General features: G+C 74.8%; 20 protein-coding genes. 2 read left to right on the top strand and 18 right to left on the bottom strand.

The genetic code is table 11. From position 1 onward, the window contains the following. Positions 1-25: 25 nt before the first annotated feature. From SM793_RS05710 to SM793_RS05750, 9 genes are all read right to left on the bottom strand, one after another. Positions 26-1,249: a type III PLP-dependent enzyme gene (locus tag SM793_RS05710; protein WP_320436904.1), complete on the bottom strand. Its 1,224-nt coding sequence runs from the start codon at positions 1,247-1,249 to the stop codon at positions 26-28. After that, on the bottom strand, positions 1,246-3,027 hold the full coding sequence (locus SM793_RS05715) for an IucA/IucC family protein (RefSeq protein WP_320436905.1): 1,782 nt from the start codon (positions 3,025-3,027) through the stop codon (positions 1,246-1,248). Before SM793_RS05715 ends, SM793_RS05710 begins: the two co-directional genes overlap by 4 nt. Beyond that, positions 3,024-4,331, bottom strand: a complete 1,308-nt coding sequence (locus SM793_RS05720; protein ID WP_320436906.1) for an MFS transporter — start codon at positions 4,329-4,331, stop codon at positions 3,024-3,026. Before SM793_RS05720 ends, SM793_RS05715 begins: the two co-directional genes overlap by 4 nt. Continuing rightward, positions 4,328-6,154, bottom strand: a complete 1,827-nt coding sequence (locus tag SM793_RS05725; RefSeq protein ID WP_320436907.1) for an IucA/IucC family protein — start codon at positions 6,152-6,154, stop codon at positions 4,328-4,330. The genes SM793_RS05720 and SM793_RS05725 overlap by 4 nt, the downstream gene beginning before the upstream one ends. Continuing rightward, positions 6,151-7,392, bottom strand: coding sequence for an ATP-grasp domain-containing protein (locus tag SM793_RS05730; protein ID WP_320436908.1), 1,242 nt, complete (start codon positions 7,390-7,392; stop codon positions 6,151-6,153). The genes SM793_RS05725 and SM793_RS05730 overlap by 4 nt, the downstream gene beginning before the upstream one ends. 160 nt (positions 7,393-7,552) lie before the next feature. After that, positions 7,553-8,569: an iron-siderophore ABC transporter substrate-binding protein gene (locus SM793_RS05735; RefSeq protein ID WP_320436909.1), complete on the bottom strand. Its 1,017-nt coding sequence runs from the start codon at positions 8,567-8,569 to the stop codon at positions 7,553-7,555. Positions 8,570-8,674: 105 nt separating this feature from the next. Beyond that, entirely contained in the window at positions 8,675-9,580 is a 906-nt protein-coding gene (locus SM793_RS05740) for an ABC transporter ATP-binding protein (RefSeq protein WP_320436910.1), read from the bottom strand. After that, positions 9,580-10,653, bottom strand: coding sequence for an iron ABC transporter permease (locus tag SM793_RS05745; protein ID WP_320436911.1), 1,074 nt, complete (start codon positions 10,651-10,653; stop codon positions 9,580-9,582). Before SM793_RS05745 ends, SM793_RS05740 begins: the two co-directional genes overlap by 1 nt. After that, positions 10,650-11,684 carry a FecCD family ABC transporter permease gene (locus SM793_RS05750; protein WP_413815881.1) on the bottom strand — a complete coding sequence of 345 codons (1,035 nt, stop codon included), beginning with the start codon at positions 11,682-11,684 and terminating at the stop codon, positions 10,650-10,652. The genes SM793_RS05745 and SM793_RS05750 overlap by 4 nt, the downstream gene beginning before the upstream one ends. A gap of 171 nt (positions 11,685-11,855) precedes the next feature. Between SM793_RS05750 and SM793_RS05755 the strand changes: the two genes are divergently transcribed. Together SM793_RS05755 and SM793_RS05760 are read left to right on the top strand one after the other, a co-directional pair. After that, positions 11,856-12,710: a (2Fe-2S)-binding protein gene (locus tag SM793_RS05755; RefSeq protein WP_320436912.1), complete on the top strand. Its 855-nt coding sequence runs from the start codon at positions 11,856-11,858 to the stop codon at positions 12,708-12,710. Positions 12,711-12,757: 47 nt separating this feature from the next. Beyond that, a complete protein-coding gene (locus SM793_RS05760) occupies positions 12,758-13,159 on the top strand; it encodes a VOC family protein (RefSeq protein ID WP_320436913.1) in 402 nt (133 codons plus the stop codon). 182 nt (positions 13,160-13,341) lie between these two features. Here the strand turns inward: SM793_RS05760 and SM793_RS05765 are convergent, their stop codons facing one another. The 9 genes from SM793_RS05765 to SM793_RS05805 all read right to left on the bottom strand — a co-directional run bounded on the left by SM793_RS05765 (position 13,342) and on the right by SM793_RS05805 (position 20,647). Continuing rightward, complete coding sequence (locus SM793_RS05765) at positions 13,342-14,055, bottom strand: VOC family protein (RefSeq protein ID WP_320436914.1); 714 nt, start codon at positions 14,053-14,055, stop codon at positions 13,342-13,344. A 120-nt stretch (positions 14,056-14,175) separates the two neighbouring features. Then, positions 14,176-14,397, bottom strand: coding sequence for a hypothetical protein (locus SM793_RS05770; RefSeq protein ID WP_320436915.1), 222 nt, complete (start codon positions 14,395-14,397; stop codon positions 14,176-14,178). 446 nt (positions 14,398-14,843) lie between these two features. Continuing rightward, positions 14,844-15,443 carry a GNAT family protein gene (locus tag SM793_RS05775; RefSeq protein WP_320436916.1) on the bottom strand — a complete coding sequence of 200 codons (600 nt, stop codon included), beginning with the start codon at positions 15,441-15,443 and terminating at the stop codon, positions 14,844-14,846. Positions 15,444-15,548: 105 nt separating this feature from the next. Continuing rightward, positions 15,549-16,079: a hypothetical protein gene (locus tag SM793_RS05780; RefSeq protein WP_320436917.1), complete on the bottom strand. Its 531-nt coding sequence runs from the start codon at positions 16,077-16,079 to the stop codon at positions 15,549-15,551. Beyond that, positions 16,076-16,465, bottom strand: coding sequence for a hypothetical protein (locus SM793_RS05785; protein WP_320436918.1), 390 nt, complete (start codon positions 16,463-16,465; stop codon positions 16,076-16,078). The genes SM793_RS05780 and SM793_RS05785 overlap by 4 nt, the downstream gene beginning before the upstream one ends. Next, the gene (locus SM793_RS05790) at positions 16,462-18,021 is read right to left on the bottom strand and encodes a hypothetical protein (RefSeq protein ID WP_320436919.1); all 1,560 of its coding nucleotides are present in this window, start codon (positions 18,019-18,021) and stop codon (positions 16,462-16,464) included. Before SM793_RS05790 ends, SM793_RS05785 begins: the two co-directional genes overlap by 4 nt. Then, complete coding sequence (locus tag SM793_RS05795; protein ID WP_320436920.1) at positions 18,018-18,398, bottom strand: type VII secretion target; 381 nt, start codon at positions 18,396-18,398, stop codon at positions 18,018-18,020. Before SM793_RS05795 ends, SM793_RS05790 begins: the two co-directional genes overlap by 4 nt. Before the next feature lie 315 nt (positions 18,399-18,713). After that, positions 18,714-19,790: an iron-siderophore ABC transporter substrate-binding protein gene (locus SM793_RS05800; RefSeq protein ID WP_320436921.1), complete on the bottom strand. Its 1,077-nt coding sequence runs from the start codon at positions 19,788-19,790 to the stop codon at positions 18,714-18,716. A gap of 80 nt (positions 19,791-19,870) precedes the next feature. Further along, entirely contained in the window at positions 19,871-20,647 is a 777-nt protein-coding gene (locus tag SM793_RS05805) for a MerR family transcriptional regulator (RefSeq protein ID WP_320436922.1), read from the bottom strand. Positions 20,648-20,776: the final 129 nt, after the last annotated feature.

The following is a 20,776-nucleotide window of genomic DNA, read 5'->3' on the forward strand; positions in this document are numbered from 1 at the left end:
GCGGTGGCTGAGGGGCGGTGGCCCCTCACCGGCCGTCCAGATAGTGGAAGCCCGGTCGGGGGTGCATCAGGAACTCGTGGTGCGAGATGTTCCAGGCGTACGCCCCGGCCAGCTCGAAGAGCACCCGGTCGCCCGTGCGGAGGCGGGCGGCGGCAGGGGCGGCGTGGGCGAGCACGTCCTTCGGGGTGCAGAGCTGGCCGGTCAGGGTGGCCCGGCCGGTGGTCACGGCGGGCCGCTCCCACGGATGGGGCCAGTCCTCGACCGGAAGGGTGTCGAACGGCTGGCTGTGGCCCCGGGTGGCCGGGGTCCGCAGGTGGTGGGTGCCGCCGCGGACGACCGCGAAGTCCTCGCCGTGGCTGCGCTTCACATCCAGCACCTCGGTCGCGTACCAGCCGCAGTACGCGGTGAGCGCCCGGCCGGGCTCGATCCGCAGGACCGGGCCCGGGTGGCGGTCCAGCAGCTTGCCGAGGCCCTCGCCGAAGGTGGTCCAGTCGAACCGGGCGTCCGGGTCGGCGTAGTCGACGGCCATCCCGCCGCCCACGTTGACCTCCTCCAGGGCGAAGGCGTGCCGCTCGGCCAGACGGGTGGACCAGCCGACGATCTGCTCCGCCAGCGCCAGCTGCTCGGGCGCCGCCAGTCCGCTCGCCAGATGGGCGTGCACCCCGCGCAGCCGCAGCTGCCGCCGGACCGGGCCCAGCGGGCCGACCGGCTCGGTGAGCAGCCGGACCGCCGCCTCGGCGCGGTCCGGGTCCAGCCCGAACGGGGTCGGGCGCCCACCCATCGCCAGCGCGACCGAGTCCAGCGCGCCCGCCCCGACCGGCAGGTTCACCCGTAGCAGCACGTCCACGGCGGCGTCCGGCCGGTCGGCCAGCACGGCGGCGAGCCGGTACAGCTCCTGCTCGCTCTCGACGTGCCAGCGGTGCACGCCGGCGTCCACGGCGGCGGCGATCTCGGCGGGCGTCTTGCCCGGCCCGCCGAAGGCCAGCGGGGCGTCCGGGACGGCCGCCCGCACATGCGCCAGCTCGCCGCCGCTGGAGACCTCGTAGCCGTCCACGGCCTCGCGCAGCGCGGCCAGTACCGGGGCCTCGGGGTTGGCCTTGGCCGCGTAGTACAGCTCGACCCGCTCCGGCAGGGCGGCCCGGACGGCGGCGGCGTGCGTCCGCAGGGCCGCCAGGTCGTAGACGTAGGCCGGGAGTTGCTCCGGTTGCAGCTCCGCGGCCTGGCGGCGGACGGCGTCGGTGGCGGTCATCGGGTCCTTCCGGCGGCGACGGGCGGGGTCTGGACGGGGTGCGGCGTCCGGGCGGTAGGTGGGGCGGTCGGGGCGGGCACGGCGGATGCGGCGGATGCGGCGCCGGTGTGGGCGGCCTCGGCCAGCACGGAGCGGGCCAGCGGCGAGGCCATCCGGACGTACCCGGCCGCGCGGTCGGCCTTGCGCTCCCAGCGGGTGAGCAGGTTGGCCTTGCCGGGCAGCGGCACGCCCGCGAGCAGCGCGCGCAGCCGGGGCGGGCAGCCGTGCGCCGCCGCGTACTCCTCCAGGACGCGGCGGACCGCCTCCCAGAGCGCGCCCTCCGCCGCCGGGTGGAGGTCGGCGACGGCGGCGAGCAGTTCGGCCACGTGGTTGACCAGGAGGCAGTAGACCACCCGGTCCCAGCCCCGTTCGGCGTCGTAGGCCATCGGCCCGGCCACCTCGGGCGGCAGTGCGGCGAGCAGTTCGGCGTGCCGTTCGGGGACCAGCTTCGTCCCCTCCAGGTCGCGGAAGAGCACCTGGGCCGGACGGCCGGACGCGTCCACGCCGATCAGGACGTTCTGCAGGTGCGGTTCGAGCACCACGCCGTGGTCGAAGAAGGCGGCCAGCACCGGCGGGAGCAGCAGCCGCAGGTAGGCCGTCCACCAGTCGAGCGCGCGGGCCGGGTCGGTCGGGTCGGACAGCAGCCGGGAGATGTGCGCCGAACTGGTCGGGTACTCGTCGGCGACGGCGGCGGCCAGCAGCGGGGTGACGCCGGGGCGCAGCGAGCCCCCGAGGCCCTCGCGGACGATCAGGCCGAAGCCCTCGTACAGTGCGCGGTCGGGCCGGCCGTCGGCCCCGGGCAGGGCGAGGGTGCGGAACGCCGGCTCGCGCAGCACGGCGGCGTCCGGGAACCGCTCGGCGAGGTCGGCCAGCACCGGGGCGAGCAGCCGGGTGAGGGTGACCGCGCCGGTCAGCTCGTAGGCGGCGTTCTTGCGCAGGCAGTTGGTGATCCGCACATTGAGGCTGAACTTGAGGAACGCGCCCGCGCCGTACAGGGTCCGCACCGAGGCGGTGGCCGCGAACGGGGTGCTGCCGGGGCCGAGGTCGATGATGTCGCCGCACTCGAGCGCCCCGCGCAACAGCGGGTGGTCGCCGATGAGTTCGTACTGCCAGGGGTGGGCGGGCAGCAGCCGGTAGCCGTCCGGGACGGCGGCGAGGCCGTCGAGCAGGGCGGTCGCGGCCGGGTCGGCGGAGGACCCGGCGATCAGTTCCCGCCGTACGGCGAGGTGGCGCAGCGGGAACTCGGCGCGGGCCTCGGGGGCGTAGTCGCGCCAGTCGCCGCGTTCGGCGGAGCGGGACTTGGGCGCGGGGTGGAACCGGTGTCCGAACAGCAGGGCCTGCTCGGACTCCAGGTAGCGGTCGGGGCCGGGTTCGGGGCGGCCGGCCAGGGCGGTCGAGACCGCCGTGCGGCTGGAGGCGAGCTGGCCGAGGAACTCCTCGTTGACCGTGCCGGTGCGCAGCTCCAGTTCGCCCTGGACCTGCCGGGCGAGTTCGTGCCAGTCCAACTCTCGCCAGTCGCCCCGGTGTTCCTCCTCCACCGGTCCGGTGAAGCGGTGCGCGCCGAACAGCGAGGTGCGGCGCAGGGCCACCCGGAGCAGGGTGCCGCGCCGGGGGAGGCGGATCAGCAGGCGGCCGTCGGTGACGGCGGTCTGGTGTTCGGGTGCGGATACCTCGCGCAGCAGGCAGTTGAGCAGGGTGTGGACCACGGCATCGTCGGCGGTGGGCAGTTGGTGTGTCATGAGCGACTCCAACGCTGGCGGGATCGGGAGGAGAGTGCGGTGGCCGCGACGGCGGCCAGGAGTGCGGCGGCGGTTCCGACCAGCACGGGGGAGGTGGCACCGAACCGGCCGTTGACCAGCGCCGCGACGGCGCCGGCGGCCACGGCGCCGCCCTTGGAGACGAATTCGAGCGAGCCGAACAGGCGCCCGGGTGCCCGGCCGCGGCAGGCCTCGGCGGCGAGTACCGAGAGGCAGACCAGGCCGAGGGTGAGTCCGGCGCCGAGCAGCAGCCGGACGGCGACGAAGGTGGGCAGCGAGTCCGCCACGGCGTGCCCGGCGAGGCCGAGCGCGACGAAGCCGAAGCCGAGTGCGATGCCGGTGTGCGGGCGGTGCAGGAAGGCGGTGTGGGTGCGGGCCGCGAACGCCAGGTAGCACAGGTGGGGCAGGGCGAACAGCACACCGGTGGTGGTGCCGGAGGCCCCGGGGAGGCGTTCCTCGGCCAGGGCTATCAGATAGGGGAAGGAGATGATCGTGGCGAAGACGAAGGCGAACTCCAGGCCGTAGAGCACGCGCAGGGGCGTGCGGCCGGGCGGCTCGTCGGCGGAGGCGGAGGCGGAGGCGGAGGCGGAGGGGGTGGCGGGGTCGGCGTGGGCGTCGGAAGCGGCCCCGGCCTCGCCCTCGACCCCGGATCCGACCCCGGCGGTCGCCTTCGCCCCGGGTCGTCCCGGCTCCGGCAGCAGGGAGAGGAACACCGCCGCGGTCAGCGGCAGTACGGCCATCAGCAGGTACTGCCGGTGCGGGTCGATCCACGGTGACAGCGCGCCGACCAGGATCGGTGCCGCCACCAGCGCGGCCCGCGCGCTGCCCTGCATCAGGGTGAGCGCCCGGGACAACCGGGCGCCGTCGAGGGCGGCGGCGAGGTAGCCGTTGGTCGCGGCGAAGGTGCCGCCGAGGAAGCCCTGGAGCACCAGCGCGAGGGTGAACGCGGGCAGCGAGTCGGCGGCTCCGGCCAGCAGGAAGGACAGGGTGAGGCCGAGTTGGGCGCGCAGCAGCAGGCGCTTGCGGCCGTACCGGTCGGCGAGCCGCCCCCACAGCGGGGCGCCGAGGGCGCTGAACACGGTGGGCACGATGTACAGCACGCCCGCCCAGCGGCCCTCCTGGTCGCCGAGTCCGGGCAGGATCGCGGTCAGGTAGGGCGGCAGGCCGAGGGCGGCGAAGGAGGCGACGAAGTAGCAGGCGGCGACGGCGTGCACCTGGCGCCGGCCGAGTCCGCCCGGTGCGGCGGTGTCGCGTTCGGACTGCCGGGGCAGCACGTCGACGGTCACTGCGCCGGTCCCGGCTCGACGGCGGAAAGCCGCTGCGGCAGCAGGTAGTTCGGGCCGTCGGTGTAGTGCTTGTTGATGTCGGCGGCGCCCGAGCGCCGCTTGCTGAGGAGGGTGCCGGCGGTGACCATCGCCTTGACCGGGAGCCGTTCGGCGTCGAGCAGGGCGGCGCGCAGCGGTTCGGCGGCCGGACCGGTCCGTTCGACGGCCTCGGTCAGCCGCTTGCGCAGCAGGGCGAGCAGGTCGTCGAGTCCGGCCCGGCCGTGGGCGGCGAGGCCGAAGGCGAGCGAGCCGGCGCACAGGTGGCCGGTGATGGTGGTGAACAGGTCGGTGAGCCGCCGGTCGTCGTCGCCGAAGATCCGGGCATCGTCGAACTCCTCGGGCGCGGAGGCGAGTTCGCCGAGCGAGGCGGTCATACGTCCGGTGTGGACCCGTGGGCCGTCGTCGTCCTTGTAGAGCAGGCGCAGGCCGCCGTCCTGGTCGAGGACGAGCGAGGTGTTCTGCTGGTGGGACTCCAGGGCGACGCCGTGGCCGAACAGCGTGGTCTGCCAGTCGAGCAGCAGCTCCAGCAGGGCGTCGTAGAGGGCGACCGGGTCGCCGCCGTGGAACCGGTCGGCGAGCCGGTCGACGACCAGGCGCCCGCCGGCGGCCCCCGCAACCGAATCCGCAACCGAATCCGCAGCCAGAACCGGGGCCGGAGCCGGAGCCGATTCCGATTCCGGCGCCGGGGCGAGCAGCGCGGCGAGCGGGACGGTCACGGACCGCTCCAGTCCTTCCGGGTAGCGGCGCAGCAGCACCGCCAGCAGCTCGTGCCCGGCGTGCGCCCAGGTCTGCTCGTCGGCGTGCAGGATCCGCCCGGCGAACCGGGGTTCGCGCGCCAGCACGGCCTCGACCAGCCGCTGTCCGGCGGCGCCGTCGACCAGCGTGCCGGGTTTGATGGTGCGGCGGTTGAGCCGGCCGAGGGTGGCGGTGGCGAGCGGCAGTTTCAGGTGGTGGACCGGGTCCTCGGCGACCGCGACCGTCCGCATCGAGAGCGTAGGTACGACGGTCAGGTAGGGGCGCTCGGCGAGCACGGCGCGGCCGTCCAGGCCGGTGGTGCGCAGTGCCTCGTCCAGGGCCGGGCCGACGGTCAGCGGGTGCACCGGCAGGGTCTCCCAGGCGGTGTCGCCGCCGGGCAGGTCGAGGCCGAGCCAGCTCGGGGTGGGCCACCAGCGCGGCAGCGGGCGGTCGCCGTGCCGGGTGAGCGTGCCGGTCGGCAGGGCGAGCCAGCGCAGTTCGAAGGCGGGGTGGAACTCCGGTGCGTAGGAACGCAGTTCGCGCTCGTCGAGACCGGACCGGCCGCGGGCCGTCGGGTAGACCGGGTGGTCGAGGAAGGCGGCCAGGGTGTCGTGGCCGAGCGCGGCGGCGGGGCCGGTCCAGTACGCCGGGTCGGCGCCGTAGAGGTCGGTGAGCGCGGTGTGCACCTCGCCGCGCACCCGCTCGTGCAGCTCCATCGCGGCGAGGGCCTGGCGGCACTCCTCGGCGAACGCGGTCCAGCCCGGCCGGTCCTCCGGCTCGGCGCGGGCGGCCAGCGCGGTCAGCGCGGCGTCCAGCTCCTCGATCCGGCGGCCCTCGACCTCCACGAGCGGCAGGCGTGCGCCGTACTCGCTCTGGAAGCCCTCGGCGGCGACGGGGACGGCGATGCCGTGCTCGGTGGCCACCAGCCAGGCGCCGTCGGCCCGGTGCTCGACCGTGCCGAGGGTGCGCAGTCCGAGCACGTCCTCGCGGACCAGGGTGGAGAGGACCCGGAGGGCGAGCACGCGGGCGGGGGCGGTGGCGGCGCTCACGGGGTGATCTCCCAGCGGTTGGCGGCCATGAACCGGGCCACGGCGGCGTCGACGGCGGCCTGCTCGGGGCCGGTCGCCCAGATCACGCCCAGGTAGTCGCGGTTGGTGCGGTAGTGCTCGTGCCGCTCGCCGACCGGGCGCAGCGGCCGGTAGGCGAGCCGGACGCCGTCGACGTCCTCGTCGTACGGTCCGGGGGCGGCGGTGAGGGTCCCGGCCCGGTCGGCGCAGACGGCCTCGTTGCGGGCGCGCTGCCGGGTGGCGGCGCAGCGTTCGCCGAGGTCGGCGGGGAGTTCGCGGCCGAGGTGGGCGGCGAGGATGTGCTCGAACAGCGGGATGCCGAGGATCTCGGCCAGCATCAGGTCGCACTGGTCGCCGATGGCGCGGTAGTTGACCTCGACGATCCGGGCCCGGCCGTCCGGCTGGACGACGAACTCGGTGTGGCAGGCGCCGAGTCCGACCCCGAGCGCGTCCAGCTGGGCCAGTACCTGCGCGACCACGGCCGACGGGTGCGCGGGGACGAACTCCAGCACCTCCTCGATGAAGTCCGGCGGCGGGGAGAGCGTGGTCCGGAACCCGCCGAGGACGTGCCGGCGGTGGCCGTCGCCCAGCGTCTCCAGGGTGCACAGCCGCCCCTCCAGGAACTCCTCGACGACGAGGGCGGCGCCGGGGCGCCGGTCCTGGATCTCCTTGGCGCGCCGGACCAGTTCCTCGATGTCGGCGACCAGTGAGACATCCTCGCTGGCGACGCCCTCGCGCGGCTTGACCACGACGGGGAAGGGCAGTTCGGCCGCGCGCAGCACGGACGGGTCCTGCTCGGGGGCGAGTTCGACCGAGCGGACGGTGTCGAGGCCGGTGGCGGCCAGGTGGCGGCGGAGCTGGCCCTTGTTCTTGGCCCGCAGGGTGGCCTTCCAGTCCTTGGCCGGCAGGCCGAAGTACTCGGCGGCGAGCGCGGTCTGGGTCTGCAGGTGGTCGCTGTTGCTGAACACCGCGAACGGCGCGTCGGCGATTTCGGTGGTGCCGGCGGCCCGGAGGCGGGAGACCAGCCCGATCACCTCGCGGAAGTCCTGGACGTCGCACTCGACCACCTCGGGCGTGAACTCGAGGTCGGCGTAGGCACGTTGATGGGCCTCGACGTGGTCGGTGAGGACGGTGACGGCGAGCCCGAGGCGGGCGGCGGCCGGGAGGAAGCCGTCGGTCACCGAGTCGGTCGGGTTGAGGGCGAGCAGGTAGAGGCGCATGGCAGGGCGGGTCCTCTCCGTGTGGGCGGGCGGGCCAGGGCAGGGCGGCGAGGGCAGGGAAGGCGCGAGGAGCGCGGGGCGGGCGGGACGGGCGGGCCGGGGGGCGGCTCCTGGCCGTCCCCCCTGCCGCCCTCGCCGCCCGCCCGTCCGGGCGCGGGGCCTACTTGGGGGCGTCGACGCCCGCGGCCTTGGCGATGTCGACCAGCATGGCGTCGGCGGCCTGGACGCCGATGCCCGACATCCAGGTCTCGTCCGGCACGTTGAACACCTTGTTGTCCTTGACGGCGTTCAGGCCCTTCCAGACCGGCGTGTCCTGGACCTCGCTCTGCTTGGTCTTGGACGGGTCGTCGGCGACGGTGACGAAGACCAGGTCGGCGTCGGCCTGGTTGATCTGCTCGGCGCTGACCTCGAGGATGTTCTGGTCCACGTCCTGGGCGGCCGGGCGGCCCAGGCCGACGTCCTTGAGCACCACGCCGCTGTAGGAGGCCTTGGCGTAGAGGCGGGTCGGGCCGGCGACGAACCGGACCACCGAGGCGGTCGGCATGGTGCCGCCGTTCTTCGCCTTGATCGCCTCGCCGAGCTTGCCGGCGCGGGCCTCGTAGTCGGAGAGGGCCTTCTTGGCCTCCGCCTCCTTGCCGAGGGCCTGCGCGTAGAGGGCGAGGTTGGCCTTCCACGGGAAGCCGGTGGTCTCGGCGAGCACGGTCGGGGCGATCGCGTTCAGCTTGTCGTAGACCTTGGCGTGCCGGACCTTCGAGGACAGGATCAGGTCGGGCTTGAGGGAGGCGATCAGCTCCAGGTTCGGCTCGTTCATCGGGCCGACGTCCTTGGCGTCCTTGATCTTGTCCTTGAGGTAGTTGGGGAAGCCGCCCTCGGTCTTCATGTGCGGGGAGACCGCGCCGACCGGGGTGATGCCGAGCAGGGTGACGTCGTCCAGTTCACCGCTGTCCAGGACCACCACGCGCTTGGGCTGGGCCTTGATCTCGGCCGCGCCGGCCGCGTGGGTGACGGTGCGCGGGAAGACCGCGGCCGTACCGGCGGCCGAGGCGTCGCCGGCCGGCTTGGCGGTGTCGGCGGCCTTGCTGTCGCCGTTGCTGCCGCAGGCGGCGAGCAGGGTGCTGGAGAGGGCGACGGCGAGGACGGCGACGGGCAGTCTGCGGGCGCGGACGGAGCGGTTCATGAAGGGTTCCTTGTCTCGGTTTCGGGGCAGGGCGGGGCGCCGGAACGACCCGCGAAGGGCGGGCGCGGCCGGAAGCAGGGGGATCGGAGCGCGGGGGAGCGGGCCTCAGCGCTCCGGGGCGGCGGGGGTGGCCGGAGCAGCCGGTGCGGCGGCCCGTCTTGACCGGGCCCTGGGCACCACCAGCGGCGTGCCGGTCTCCGGGTCGGGCACGACCTGGCAGGCCACCTGGAAGACGCTCTCCACCAGTTCGGCGGTGAGGACGTCCGCGGGCGCCCCGGCCGCCGCGAGCCGGCCGTCCTTGAGGACGACCAGGTGGTCGGCGTACCTGGCGGCCTGGCCGAGGTCGTGCAGCACCATGACGACCGTCCGTCCGGCCTGCGCGTGCAGGTCGGAGACCAGGTCGAGGACGTCGAGCTGGTGGCGCAGGTCGAGGAAGGTGGTGGGCTCGTCGAGCAGCAGCAGGTCGGTGTCCTGGGCCAGCGCGAGCGCGATCCAGGCCCGCTGCCGCTGGCCGCCGGAGAGCCGGTCCACGTGCTGGTCGCGCAGCTCGGCCATGCCGGTGCGGGTGAGCGCGTCCTCGACCGCGGCCTGGTCGGCCTTGGACCACGGAGTGAGCATGCGCTGGTGCGGGAACCGGCCCAGCCGGACCAGCGCCTCGACGGTGACGGCCTCCGGGGTGACGGGCTGCTGGGGCAGCAGGCCCATCCGCCTGGCGAGCGACCGGGCCGGCATCCGGTGGATGTCGGAGCCGTCCAGGGTGACGGTGCCGGCGGCCGGGTCCAGCAGCCGGACGAGGCCGCGCAGCAGGGTGGACTTGCCGCAGGCGTTGGGGCCGACGATGGCGGTGACGGCGTTGCCGGGCAGTTCGAGGTCGAGCCCGTCCACGACGGTCCGGTTGCCGTAGCGCAGGCGGAGGCCGTGGGTGGCGAGGCGGTCCGTCGACCGGTCGGCTCCCGGGGCGCCGGGCGATCCGGTGGCGGTCTCGGCCGCGGTGGTCAGGTCGAGGGTCATCAGCTGGTCCTCCGGGGAAGCCGGCCCTGGCGGATCATCAGCACCAGGAGCCAGGGCGCGCCGAGCGTGGCGGTGACGGCACCGACCGGCAGGCCGTGGACGGGGATCACATGGAGCACGAGGAGGTCGGAGGCGAGCAGCAGCAGGGAGCCGGTGAGGGCGGTGAGGCCGAGCGTGCCGAGGGTGGGCGGTCCGGCGAGCAGCCGGACCAGGTGCGGCACGGCGAGCGCGACGAACGCGACCGGCCCGGTGAGCGCCGCGGCGAGGGAGGCCAGGGCGATGCTGAGCAGGAGCAGCAGGACGCGGTCGCGCTGCGGGTTGAGCCCCAGCCCGCCGGCCGAGTCGTCGCCGAGGTCGAGGACGGCCACCCGGCGCCGGCAGAGGATCACGGCGACGGTGGTCAGCGCGATGGCGGAACCGCCGATCCAGACCTCGTCCCAGTTGCGGCCGTAGAGGGAGCCGGTGGTCCACTGCATCGCGGAGGAGGCCAGCTCGGCCGGGAACCGCACGATCATCAGATTGACGGCGGCGGCGAGGCCCTGCTGGACCGCGAGCCCGACCAGGACCAACCGGGTGACCGCCATCCGGGAGCGCCAGGCGAAGCCGCCGAGCAGCAGCGCGGCCAGCAGTCCGCCGCCGAGCGCGGCCAGCGGGATGAGTTCCTGCGAGGCGCCGGTGGCGAGCATCAGGACCGCGCCGAAGGACGCGCCGCCGGTGACGCCGATGGTGTCGGGCGAGGCGAGCGGGTTGCGGAACAGGCGCTGGAGCATCGAGCCGGCCACCGCCAGCCCGGCGCCCGCGATCAGTGCGGAGACCACGCGCGGGGCGCGGAACTCCTGGACCACCAGGACGTTCCCGGGGTCGCCGGATCCGGCCAGCGCGCTCAGCGCTTCCCAGACCGTCATCCTGACCTGCCCGGTGCCGAGCGCGATCCCGGTGAGCAGGACGAGCAGGACGGCGGCGACCAGCGACCAGGCGGCGGTCCGGGCACGGCGGCGGGCGGCGGAGGTGCCGGCGCCCGGGGAGGCGGGGGAACGGTCCTCGCGGGGCCTGGTGAGGGCCGGGGCGCTCATCGGGCCACCTTGCGGGCCAGCACGGCGAGCAGCGGCGCGCCGAGGAACGCCGTCACGATGCCGACCTCCAGCTCGGAGGGGCGGGCCACCATCCGGCCGAGCACGTCGGCGGCGAGCAGCAGCACCGGTCCGGCGATCAGGCAGCCGGGCAGCAGCAGCCGGTGGTCGTTGCCGAGGAGCGGCCGGACCAGGTGCGGGGCGGCCAGTCCGATGAACGCGACCGGGCCGGCCACGGCCACGGCGGACCCGGCGAGCAGGACGACGGCCAGGCCGCCGACCACCCGGATCCGGGCCACCGGTACGCCGAGCGACTGGGCGCTCTCGTCGCCGAGCGCCAGCGCGTTGAGCGAGGGTGCGACGGCGAAGGAGGCGATCAGGCCGAGCGCCAGGAACGGCAGCACCGGCACCAGGGTGTCCAGGTGCCGTCCGGCGACCGACCCGGCCAGCCAGAACCGCGCCTCGTCCAGGGTGCGGTGACTGGCCAGCATCAGCGCGGAGGTCCAGGAGGTGAGCACCACCGTGAGCACGGTGCCGCCGAGGGCGAGCCGGACCGGGTCGAGGTCCCCGCCGTGGCGGGACATCGCGTACGCGGCCACGGCCGCCACCGCCGCTCCGGCGAAGGCGAACCAGACGTACTCGATCGGGCGGGTCAGCTCGAAGGTGTAGATCGCGGCGACCACGGCGAAGCTCGCGCCGGCGTTGATGCCGAGGGTGATCGGCGAGGCGAGCGGGTTGCGGGTGACGCCCTGGGCGACCGCCCCGGCGACGCCGAGCGCGGCCCCGACCGCGAGTCCGATGAGCGTCCGCGGCACCCGAAGGCCGGTCACGACGTCGGCGTCGCCGCCGTGCTCACCGCCGGTCAGGGCGCCGATGACGGTGCCCAGCGGGATCGTGCGGGAGCCGAGCGCGAGGCTCAGCGCGACGCACAGCGCCAGCAGGCCGAGCCCGGCGGCCAGCGCCAGGGGGAGCCGGGCCGCTGAGCGGGTTCTCGGGGCCGGGGTGGTGGGGGACGGCGGATCGGTGGTGAGCACAGGGTGGAATATTAGGTTAGGTATGCCTAAGTGAGTCAAGTCCTGGTCGGATTGGTACGTACCGGGCGGGTCGGGACTCGATCGGCCGGGGTGGCGCGGACCGCCCGGCGAGCGCCTGGCCGGTGAGTGCCTATAAGGTGAGCCTCACCTAATGCGATCTCGGGAGTGCCGATGATCTTCTCGGGTGCGCCCCTGCCCGCCGCCGTGCCCCTCGCACCACGTCCCGCGAACCCGCTGGACACAGACTACCGACTGCTGTTCGACCTCTGCCCGGTGCTCCGGGTGCGGCTGCTCGCGGCCCACGAGCCCGCCCCGGCGCGTGCGCTCGGCTGGTACTCCGCGGCCGAACTGGCGACCGATCCGGCGGCGCTGGCCGAGGCGCTGGCCGGCGAGGCCGCGCGGATCGCGCCGGTCGCCGCCGGGCGCGGCACCGCGCCGCGCCCGCACGTCGCCGCCTCCCGGCTGCTGCACCACTACCTCTGGTCGGTCTGCGTGCTGATCGCCGGACCCTGGCGGCTCGGGGGGCGTGTTCCGTCGATCGACGGCGCGAACCTGTGGTTCCACGCTCCCACGGGTGATTTCGCGCTGCGGCCGCAGGCCCATGTCGCCCTCCCGGGCGAGGACGAACTCCGGGCCGAGCTGCGCGCCGCCGTCGTCGCCCACGTCGAACCGCTGCTGGCCGCGTTCGCCGCCCCCACCCGGCGCGGCACCCGGGCGCTGTGGGGCATGGTCACCGACGACCTCGCCTCGGCGATCTGGTACCTGGGCAAGCGGCTCGACGAGTCGGCCGGGTCGGCCGTCCCGGTCGAGGAGGACGCCGCCGTCGCCGCCGCGACGGCCGTGCTCCCCGGGCGTACCGACCCGCTCCTCGGCGCCGCGGACTTCCGCGTCCTGTGCGGGGAGGACGGCCGCACCCACCACACCCGGACCCGCCTCGGCTGCTGCCTCTACTACGCGATCGAGCCCGACCGGGCGTGTATCACCTGTCCCCGAACGGCGGACGAGGAGCGGCTGCGGCGGCTCTGACGGTCCGCCGACGGCCGTCGCGCCGCCCCTCGGTAGGCTCGTCCGTCGTGATCGACTCCACCACCCACGTCCGCGTCGCGAGGCCCTCCCGGGACCTCGCGGCGGCCGAGCGCTTCTACGCCGACGGCCTCGGCCTGGCCGTCCTGTGGCGCACCGGCGAACACGTCCCGGGTGAGCACGACCTGCTCATGGTCGGCCCGCCCGGCGGCGGTTGGCACTTCGAGCTGACCCACGACCCCGAGCGGCCGATCGAACCGGCACCCACCGTCGACGACCTCTTCGTCGTCTACCTCGGGGCGCCGGTGGACGAGGTGCTGGTCCGGCGCCTGGAGGCGGCCGGTGGCACGCGGGTGCCCTCGCACAACCCCTACTGGGACGAACACGGCGTCACGGTGGCCGATCCGGACGGCTACCGGCTGGTGCTGTGCACCCGCGTCTGGGCGCCCTGAGCGGCGGGGTGGCGGCGCGGCGGGGTCGCGGTCCGACGATCTGACGGCCCGGGGCCGGATGACGGCCAACGGATGGCAGATGATGCCATCTGCCATCTGTTGGCCGCCATCCGTCGGGCCCGCCATCCGTCGGGCCCGCCATCCGTCGGGCCTGTCGTCCGGCGGGCGTCCTCCGCCGGGCGTCAGCCCCGGACCAGGAGACCGGCGAGGCGGCCGAGTTCGGCCCGGACGGACTCCCGCTCCTCGGCGGTGAGCCCCTCGGCGACCGAGTCCGCCCGCCGGCTGAAAGCCTCGGCGCTGGCGCCGTCCGCCAGGCGGTGCGCCAGGTCGGCCCGCAACGCCAGGATGCGGAACAGCAGCACCGGGGCGGGCGGCCCGTCCGGCGACTCCAGCGCCCGGTCCAGCACCCGGGCAGCCGCGGCCGGATCCTCCTTCGAGTCGGCGAACAGCGCGGCGTGGTGCAGCGCCTTCGCGAACGGCTCCTCGGAGGTCGGCCGGTGGTGCCGGTCGGCACGCATCGGCTGGCCGATCCGCAGGCAGTTGCCGCCGGGATCGGTCAACAGGAACTCCCGTACCCCGTGCGGGGTGTCGCCGACCGCGCCCAGCCGGGGCAGGCCCTGGGTCGGCACCCGCCCGTAGGCGGACCGCAGGCCCTCCTGGAACGCGGCGTGCAGCGCGTCCACGTCGTCGGTGCGGACCAGACAGGTGCTGTAGCCGGCACCCGGGTCGTACTGCTGCATGCCGAAGAAGTGGAGCTGGATGCCGCCGCGTTGGACGACGGCATAGGGGTCGGGATTTTTCTGATGGACAGTCACTTCGAAGCCGAGTGCGGTGTAGAAATCGAGCACCGGCGGGAGGGTATGGCAGGGCAGGATCGGAACCGTCGATTCGACCATGCTCGCTGACTTTACCCCTGGCCGACCGCGAAACGGACGCTTCCGCTCAGATGTCGGCCATGCGCCGCCGGGTCCGCGCACCGGCGCCCGCCGCCGGTGGCCACCTCGGACGACGGCCCACTACCGCTCCGGTACGACGGGCACCAGTCGCTTGACCATCACCCGCTCCCCGACCGCCTGTTCGGCCCCGGGGGCGCCGTCCCCGGCGGACCGGCCCGGCGCGTCCGGCCGCTCCGCGTCGGTGAACCCATTGCGCCGGTACAGCGCCTCGGCCGGCGTGTTGCCCTCGAGTACCGCGAGTCGCAGCGAGGTGCGGCCCGTCCGCCGGGCCCACGCCTCCACGGCGGCCGGCAGCCGGTCCCCTGTTCGCCGCCCCCGGGCCGCCCGGACCGACCCAGAGCGAGCGCAACTCGCCCACCCCGTCCCGCCCGGGCGAGGGCGTCCCGCCCGCCAGGCCGAGCGGCCGCCCGTCCGCCGACACGGCGACGACGTGCACGGCGTCCCGGCGCGCGAACCGGGCTCGCCACTCCTCCTCGCCGCCCGTCGGCCAGTCCGACAGCCGCACCTTGAAGGCGTGCGGCGCGTCGCGGAGCGCGGCCCATCGGGCGTCCCGCCACAGCGGCCAGTCGTCCGGTTCGGCGGGGGTGAGGACTCGCAGATCGATCACGGCAGCAGTCTGCGCCGGCGCTCCACGGCCGGTCCAGGGCGCCCGGGAACAATGACGGACGGGCCGACCAACTGGCATGCGGCGCAACGGAATCGGCGACGTACCTCCGCGGCCGGCCCGGCTACCCGGCGGTGGTGGTCGCGTCGGCGGCCTCGGGCGTTGCGGGTGCGGAGCGGCGGCGGGCCTCCCACTCGCGGCGGAGGAGGCCGAACAGCAGGCGGTCGTAGCGGGCCCCGGCGAGCAGGACGGCGTCCCTGCGGCGGCCCTCCTCCTGGAAGCCGAGCCGGGCGAACGCCCGGGCCGCCCGGGTGTTGCCGCTCCAGGTGTCCAGCTCCAGCCGGTGCAGCGGGAACATGCCGAACAGGTGGTCCACCAGCAGGCCGAGCGCCTCCGAGCCGTAGCCGTGGCCCCAGAACTCCCGTTCGCCGATGAAGATCCCGACCTCGGCGACGCCTTCGTACGGGTCGACGCCCCGGTAGTCGACCATGCCGATCGGGCGGCGGCCGGCCTTCTCCTCCACGGTGAGGACGCCGCTCTCGCGCGGGTCGAGGCGCAGGATCCGGCCGAACCGGTCCGCCAGCGCCTCGGCGGTGGTCGGGCCGAAGCGCGGGTCGCCGGCCGCCGCCAGCCGCACCACCTCCGGGTCGTTGCGCCAGCGGAGCTGGTGGTCCGCGTCCTCCGCGCGCAGGGCGCGCAGCCGTACTGCCCTACCTTCGATCATGATCGGATGGTAGGCCCCGCGTCGGGCTCCCGGCACCCGCATTCCGGGCCGCAAGGGGGCACCGCCCCCCTGCCCACCGCCCACCGCCCCGGCCCGCCCGGGCCGTCAGCCGACGGTGACCCGGACCTCCTTGCTGGCCATCGTCCGGCAGGAGGCCGGGTTCTGTGCCTCCTTGCAGCTCGCGAAGTCGACATACCGCCAAGTGAGCGTGGTGCTCCCGGCGGCGGTGGCGGTCCAGCTCTGGCGGACGGTGTGGCCGCAGCCGGCGGTGTTCGGGGCGCAGGTGCTCTGCTTGCTGTCGGCGTCCCGGCGCAGTAGGGCGGTGTCGCCCCCGTCGACGAGCCGCCAGCCGTGCGGCAGTGGCGCGACCCGCACGTCCATGCCGAGCGTCCGGCCGACGGCGAGATGGACGTCGCTCGGTTCGAAGGCGGGCTGCTTGCCGCCGGCCACCGCCTCCGCTTCGAGGTCGGCGGGCAGGGCCAGCAGGGCGGCGGGGGGTCCGCCGCCGGAGCCGCCGGGGCCGCCGGACGAGCACCCGGTCAGGGCCACCAGTCCGGTGGCGAGGACGGCGGCGAGGGCGGCGGGGAGAACGGCGGCGCTGCGGACCGTCCGGCCCTTCGAGCGGCGGTTCCTCATGCCGTACCTCCCGCCCGCGCGTCCCGGCGCAGTTCGAGCAGCGCGGCGACCTCGGCCAGCCAGCGCGCGAACAGGTGCTCGCGCCCCACGTCCGCCCCCGTCGCCGCCGCGGCCCGCAGCCAGGTGCGGACGAGCGCCGTACCGGACGCGCCGATCACCGGCTCGGGCAGCGCGAGCGCGGCGGCGAAGCCGCCCGTCCGCACGTGCCGGGCCAGGAAGCCCAGGGGGTACGGGCCGATGCCCGCCGCCTCGGCGCGGTGTGCGGCGGCGATGGCCGCCTCGGTGAACAGGGCCTGGCGCGGTCCGCCGGCCAGCAGCAGACCGCGGGTGACGGCGGCGGGCACGTCGAGGTCCGCCAACTCGGCATCGGACCGGACGGTGGTCATTTCGGCAGCTCCAGGGCGGTCGACTGGTTGAGCGGGTGGTCGCCGGGGGTGAGTCCGCCGAGCTGGCTGTTGATGAACTGCTCCTCCGTCACCCAGGAGGTGAAGCCCCACGGGTTGTAGATCTGGAGCTTGTCGCCGTCCCGGCCGATGATCATCATCTGGTGGCCGGAGTCCGAGTTGCGCACGGTGATCGGCACCGGAAGGCCCTCGTCGACGGACTTCTCGATCCGGGTCACCGCGTTGCGCCGGTCCTCGTCGCTCTTCAGCTCGACGTGCTCGTAGTCGGCGCCGGTCGCCCGGCCGAGGTCCTTGTCGGCGAGGTAGGTCTGGGCCGTGGCGCCGAGCCCGGCGTCCACCTGCGGGTAGACCTTCTTGTTGCCGTCGGCCCGCTGGCCGTCCTTGTACTCGCCGAGGTAGGCGTCCTGGAGGCGCTGCCCGAAATTCTCCGGCGAGTCGGCCCCGGGGGTGTCGGGTGTGCCGCCGGTGGTCAGCTGGAACATCAGCAGCGGGTCCAGCTTGGCCTGCGCGATGACGGTGGAGGCGGCGACGCAGTCGCTGACGTTGCGCTGCGAGTAGACGCCGTAGCCGTCGATGCTGACCGGCTGCCCCTGGTAGGTGACGTCGAGGTTGTCGGAGGACTCGCGGCGGGTGTCGTCGGTGGACGTGGCCGGCACCAGGTGCTGGGCCAGCCAGGCCGGATCGTCGCCGTGCGGGTGGATCTGCGCGTCGAACCGCTGGATGTCCGCGACCGGGTGCCCGGCCGCCAGCGCCTTCCACAGGTAGGCGGACTCCTCGGGGGACTTGGCGCCGGAGAGCAGCGCGCGGAACGCCGCCTGGTCGGCGCCGGTCATCACCCCGAGCACCTGGTTCGCCCGGTCGAGCTGGTTGGGGGTCAGGATGTAGTCGCCGTCCTCGCCCGCGCCGGGGTTCTTCTCGGTGGCCAGCACCACCGCCGCCAGCGGGTCGATCGAACCGTCACCGGCCCGCGCGGCGCGCGCCTTGGCGGCGAGCTGGTTGAGTCTGCCGGCGGTGCCGGTGCCGCAGCTCTCGGCCCGCCGCGCGGCGGCGAGCCGGGCGCCGACGCCGGCCAGCGCCGTCTCCCGGGCGCCCTGGTCGAAGCCGGCCGGGTCGTGCCGGGCGCGTTCGCCGGCGTCGTGCAGCTGCTGGCGGCCCTGGGCGTCGGTGGACTTCGCCCACTGCAGGTCGTTGGCCCAGGCGTCGAGCACCTTGGCGGCCTCGGCGAGGGTGTCCTTCGAGGTCGTGGTCTCCGCCGACATCGCGTGCACCGCCTGGGTCGCGTGCTCGGCGACCGAGCCCGTCCACACCGAGGGCAGCCGGTTGGCCGCCACCCCGGACAGGTCGGTGGTGGCCTTGGCGAAGGAGGCCGCCGCCTTCGAGTAGTCCTGCGCCCGGGCGCGCACCGCCGCCGGGTCGCCGACCGGCTCGGGGACGGCGAGCGCCTCCTCGATGCCCTGCAGCAGGTGCAGGTTGGGCAGCATGAACGTGAACTGCTCGATGCTGTGCCGCGCGTGCTCCAGATCCTTGACCTTGCTCACCGGCCGCCGCCGGCGGGCACCAGGCCGGAGGCGACGGCGTGCTCGGTGTCGCGGTAGTTCGCCGTGGTGGCGGCCATCTTCTGGGACAGCTCGTCCAGCGCGCGCTGGGTCACGCCGATCTCCTTCGACCAGGCGGTGTCGAAGGAGGACCAGGCGCGGTCCACGCCGAACTCGCCGAAGGCGGTGGACGCGTAGCAGACCGAGCCCGCGTACGCCGTTCTGGCCTCGGCGATGTCGGCCGCCGTCCGGCCCAGCTGTTCGGCGACGCCGTTCAGGCCCCCCACGTTGACGTGGTATCCGCCCGACCGGGCCGATCCGCCCGGCCCGGAGCCGCTGACGGTGCCGCCGGCGGCGCCGGGCACTGTTCCGTCGCTCATGTTCGTCGTTCCCCCCGTGCTGCGGGCCGTCCGCCGGCCCGGGTCGGTCGGCGCCACGCCGTGGTGGTCCGCGCGGCAGCCGAGCGGAGAGCCTAACGCCTGCCGTCGGCCGGGGGCGGCCTGCGCCCGGCCGCCCGTCGCGGTCCCGCGATTTCTTCACGCGGGGAGCGCGCGGGCTCCGCTTCGGGCGGCCCGTCCTTGGGACGTTCTTGGGTTTCGGCGGGCGCGGACCTGCACCCTGGCGGCTCGCACACCCCGGCGGCCCGCGTACCCGGGGCGCTCGTCGGGCGGGGCTCTCGTCGGGCGGGGCACGGGTCAGCCCACGAGGTCGCGTCGCATCCGGTCGAGGATCAGGCCCGCGCCGGTGTAACCGATGCCGAGCATCCAGAGGTTGTCGTCGACCTGGTGGACCTTGCCGTTGCGCACGGCCTCGAGGCCGTTCCACAGCGTGCCGCCGACGATCCTGGCGTGGTCGGACTTCGCCGGGTCGCCGTAGACCAAGTAGAAGATGACGTCGGCCTCGGCCTGGTCGACCTGCTCGGGGCTGATCTCCAGCGCGAAGCCGGACTTGTCCTGGTTGGCGGGGCGGCCGAGGCCGAGGTCGGCGAGGACCGAGCCGATGAAGGTGTCGTTGAGGTACAGGCGGGTGGGCGCCCCGGCGAGGAAGCGGGCGATCCCGACCTTGAGCGCCGCCGCCTTCTCGGGCCCGCCGAGCGCCGCGACCAGGTCGGCGGCCTTCGCCCGGTACGCCCGCTCGGCCGCCGCCGCCTCGGTCTGGCGCCCGAGCGCCTCGGCGTGCAGCCGGACGTTCTCCTTCCAGGCCGGGCCGGTGGTCCTGCTCAGCACCGTCGGCGCGATCTTCGACAGCTCGTCGTAGCGCTTGTCGTCGCGGACCTGGTTGCCGAGGACGAGGTCGGGGCGGAGCCCGGCGATCACCTCCAACTGGGGCGAGCCGATGACGCCGACGGCCTTGACGCCGGTCAGGCGTTCGGCGGGCAGGTAGGCGGAGAGCGGCGCGCCGGCGGCGACGGTGGTGGCGCCGACCGGGGTGAGGCCCAGGGTGACGGCGGAGTCGAGGGCGTCGGTGTCCAGGACGACGACCCGGCGGGCCCGCGGTGGGACGGTGCTCTCGCCGCGCGCGTGCCGCACCAGGCGGGCCGTGCCGGTCGTTCCCGCGGTGCCGGTCGTTCCCGTGGTGCCCGTGGTGCCCGCCCCGTCGGCCTGGGCCGGACCGTCGGACCCGCAGGCGGTGAGTGTCGCTCCGGCGGCCAGCCCGGCGGCCAGCGCGAACAGCCCGCGACGGGTCGGTGCGGGACGGGTCGGTGCGAGACGGGTCGGTGCGGGACGGGCGGGGACGGGGATCGAACGGCGGTGGGCGGGGGTGTCGGGCATCGGGCGACTCCGTTCCGGCGGCAGACGGCGAGGCGGCTGATCCCTGCCCGGTGGTACGGATCGTTACGCCTGCCCGACCGTCAGTCGCCCTCGCGGTGCTCCAGCCGCTGCCGCAGCAGTTCGTCGTACTCGGCGTGCACCCGGCGGTCCATGGCCAGTGCGAACTGGGCGTCGGTGACGGTACGGGCGAGCGGGCGGATCCGCAGGATCTGCTCCGTCAGCCGGGCGGCCTCGCCGGGCGGCAGCGGGGTCTCGGCGGACAGCGCGCCGAGCACGTGCTCGCGCACCAGGGCGGTGAAGATCTCGGCTACCGCCGTCACGTGCTCCTGGGTCCGCCGGCTCGCCGCCAGGACCGCCGACAGCGGTACCCCCTCCGCCACCAGCGCCGTGGTGGCGTCCATCAGGCGGCGGCTGACGTGGGTGATCCCGTCGTCCTCGACGGTGATGAAGCCCTGGTCGATGGACTCGGCGGTGTTCTCCTCGGTGAGCTGGTCGCCGAAGGCCGCCTTCAGCTCGTCCCAGTCGAGATGGACCGTGGTCTCGTCGGACCAGGGTGCGACGAGGGCCGCCTCCAGGCCGATGAGATCGGCGACGTCCCGCCCGCTCTCCCCGGCGCCGATCAGTTCGGCGATGCCGCCGAGGGTGTGGCCGCGTTCCAGCAGTTCGGCGATCATCCGCAGCCGGGACAGGTGGGCCTCCCCGTACCAGGCGATCCGTCCCTCCTTGCGGGGCGGCTGGAGCAGCTTCCGCTCGCGGTAGAAGCGCAGGGTGCGGGTGGTGATCCCGGCCGCTTCGGCCAGCTCCTCCACCCGGAACTCGCGTTGTCTGTCCTCGGCGGCAGCTTCGACCTTGTCCACGGCGCTCAGCATAGGTCCGGCGCTCGTCCGACCGGAGCGGCCGGGCTTCTTCCATCAAGTGTCAACAAGGGCTACCCTGCCAACCGTGCCAGTGATTGCTGGCACGGTTGGCGTGATCCGCGCCGCGCC

Origin of the sequence: Kitasatospora purpeofusca (assembly GCF_034043715.1) — a bacterium.
GTDB lineage: Bacteria > Actinomycetota > Actinomycetes > Streptomycetales > Streptomycetaceae > Kitasatospora > Kitasatospora purpeofusca_A.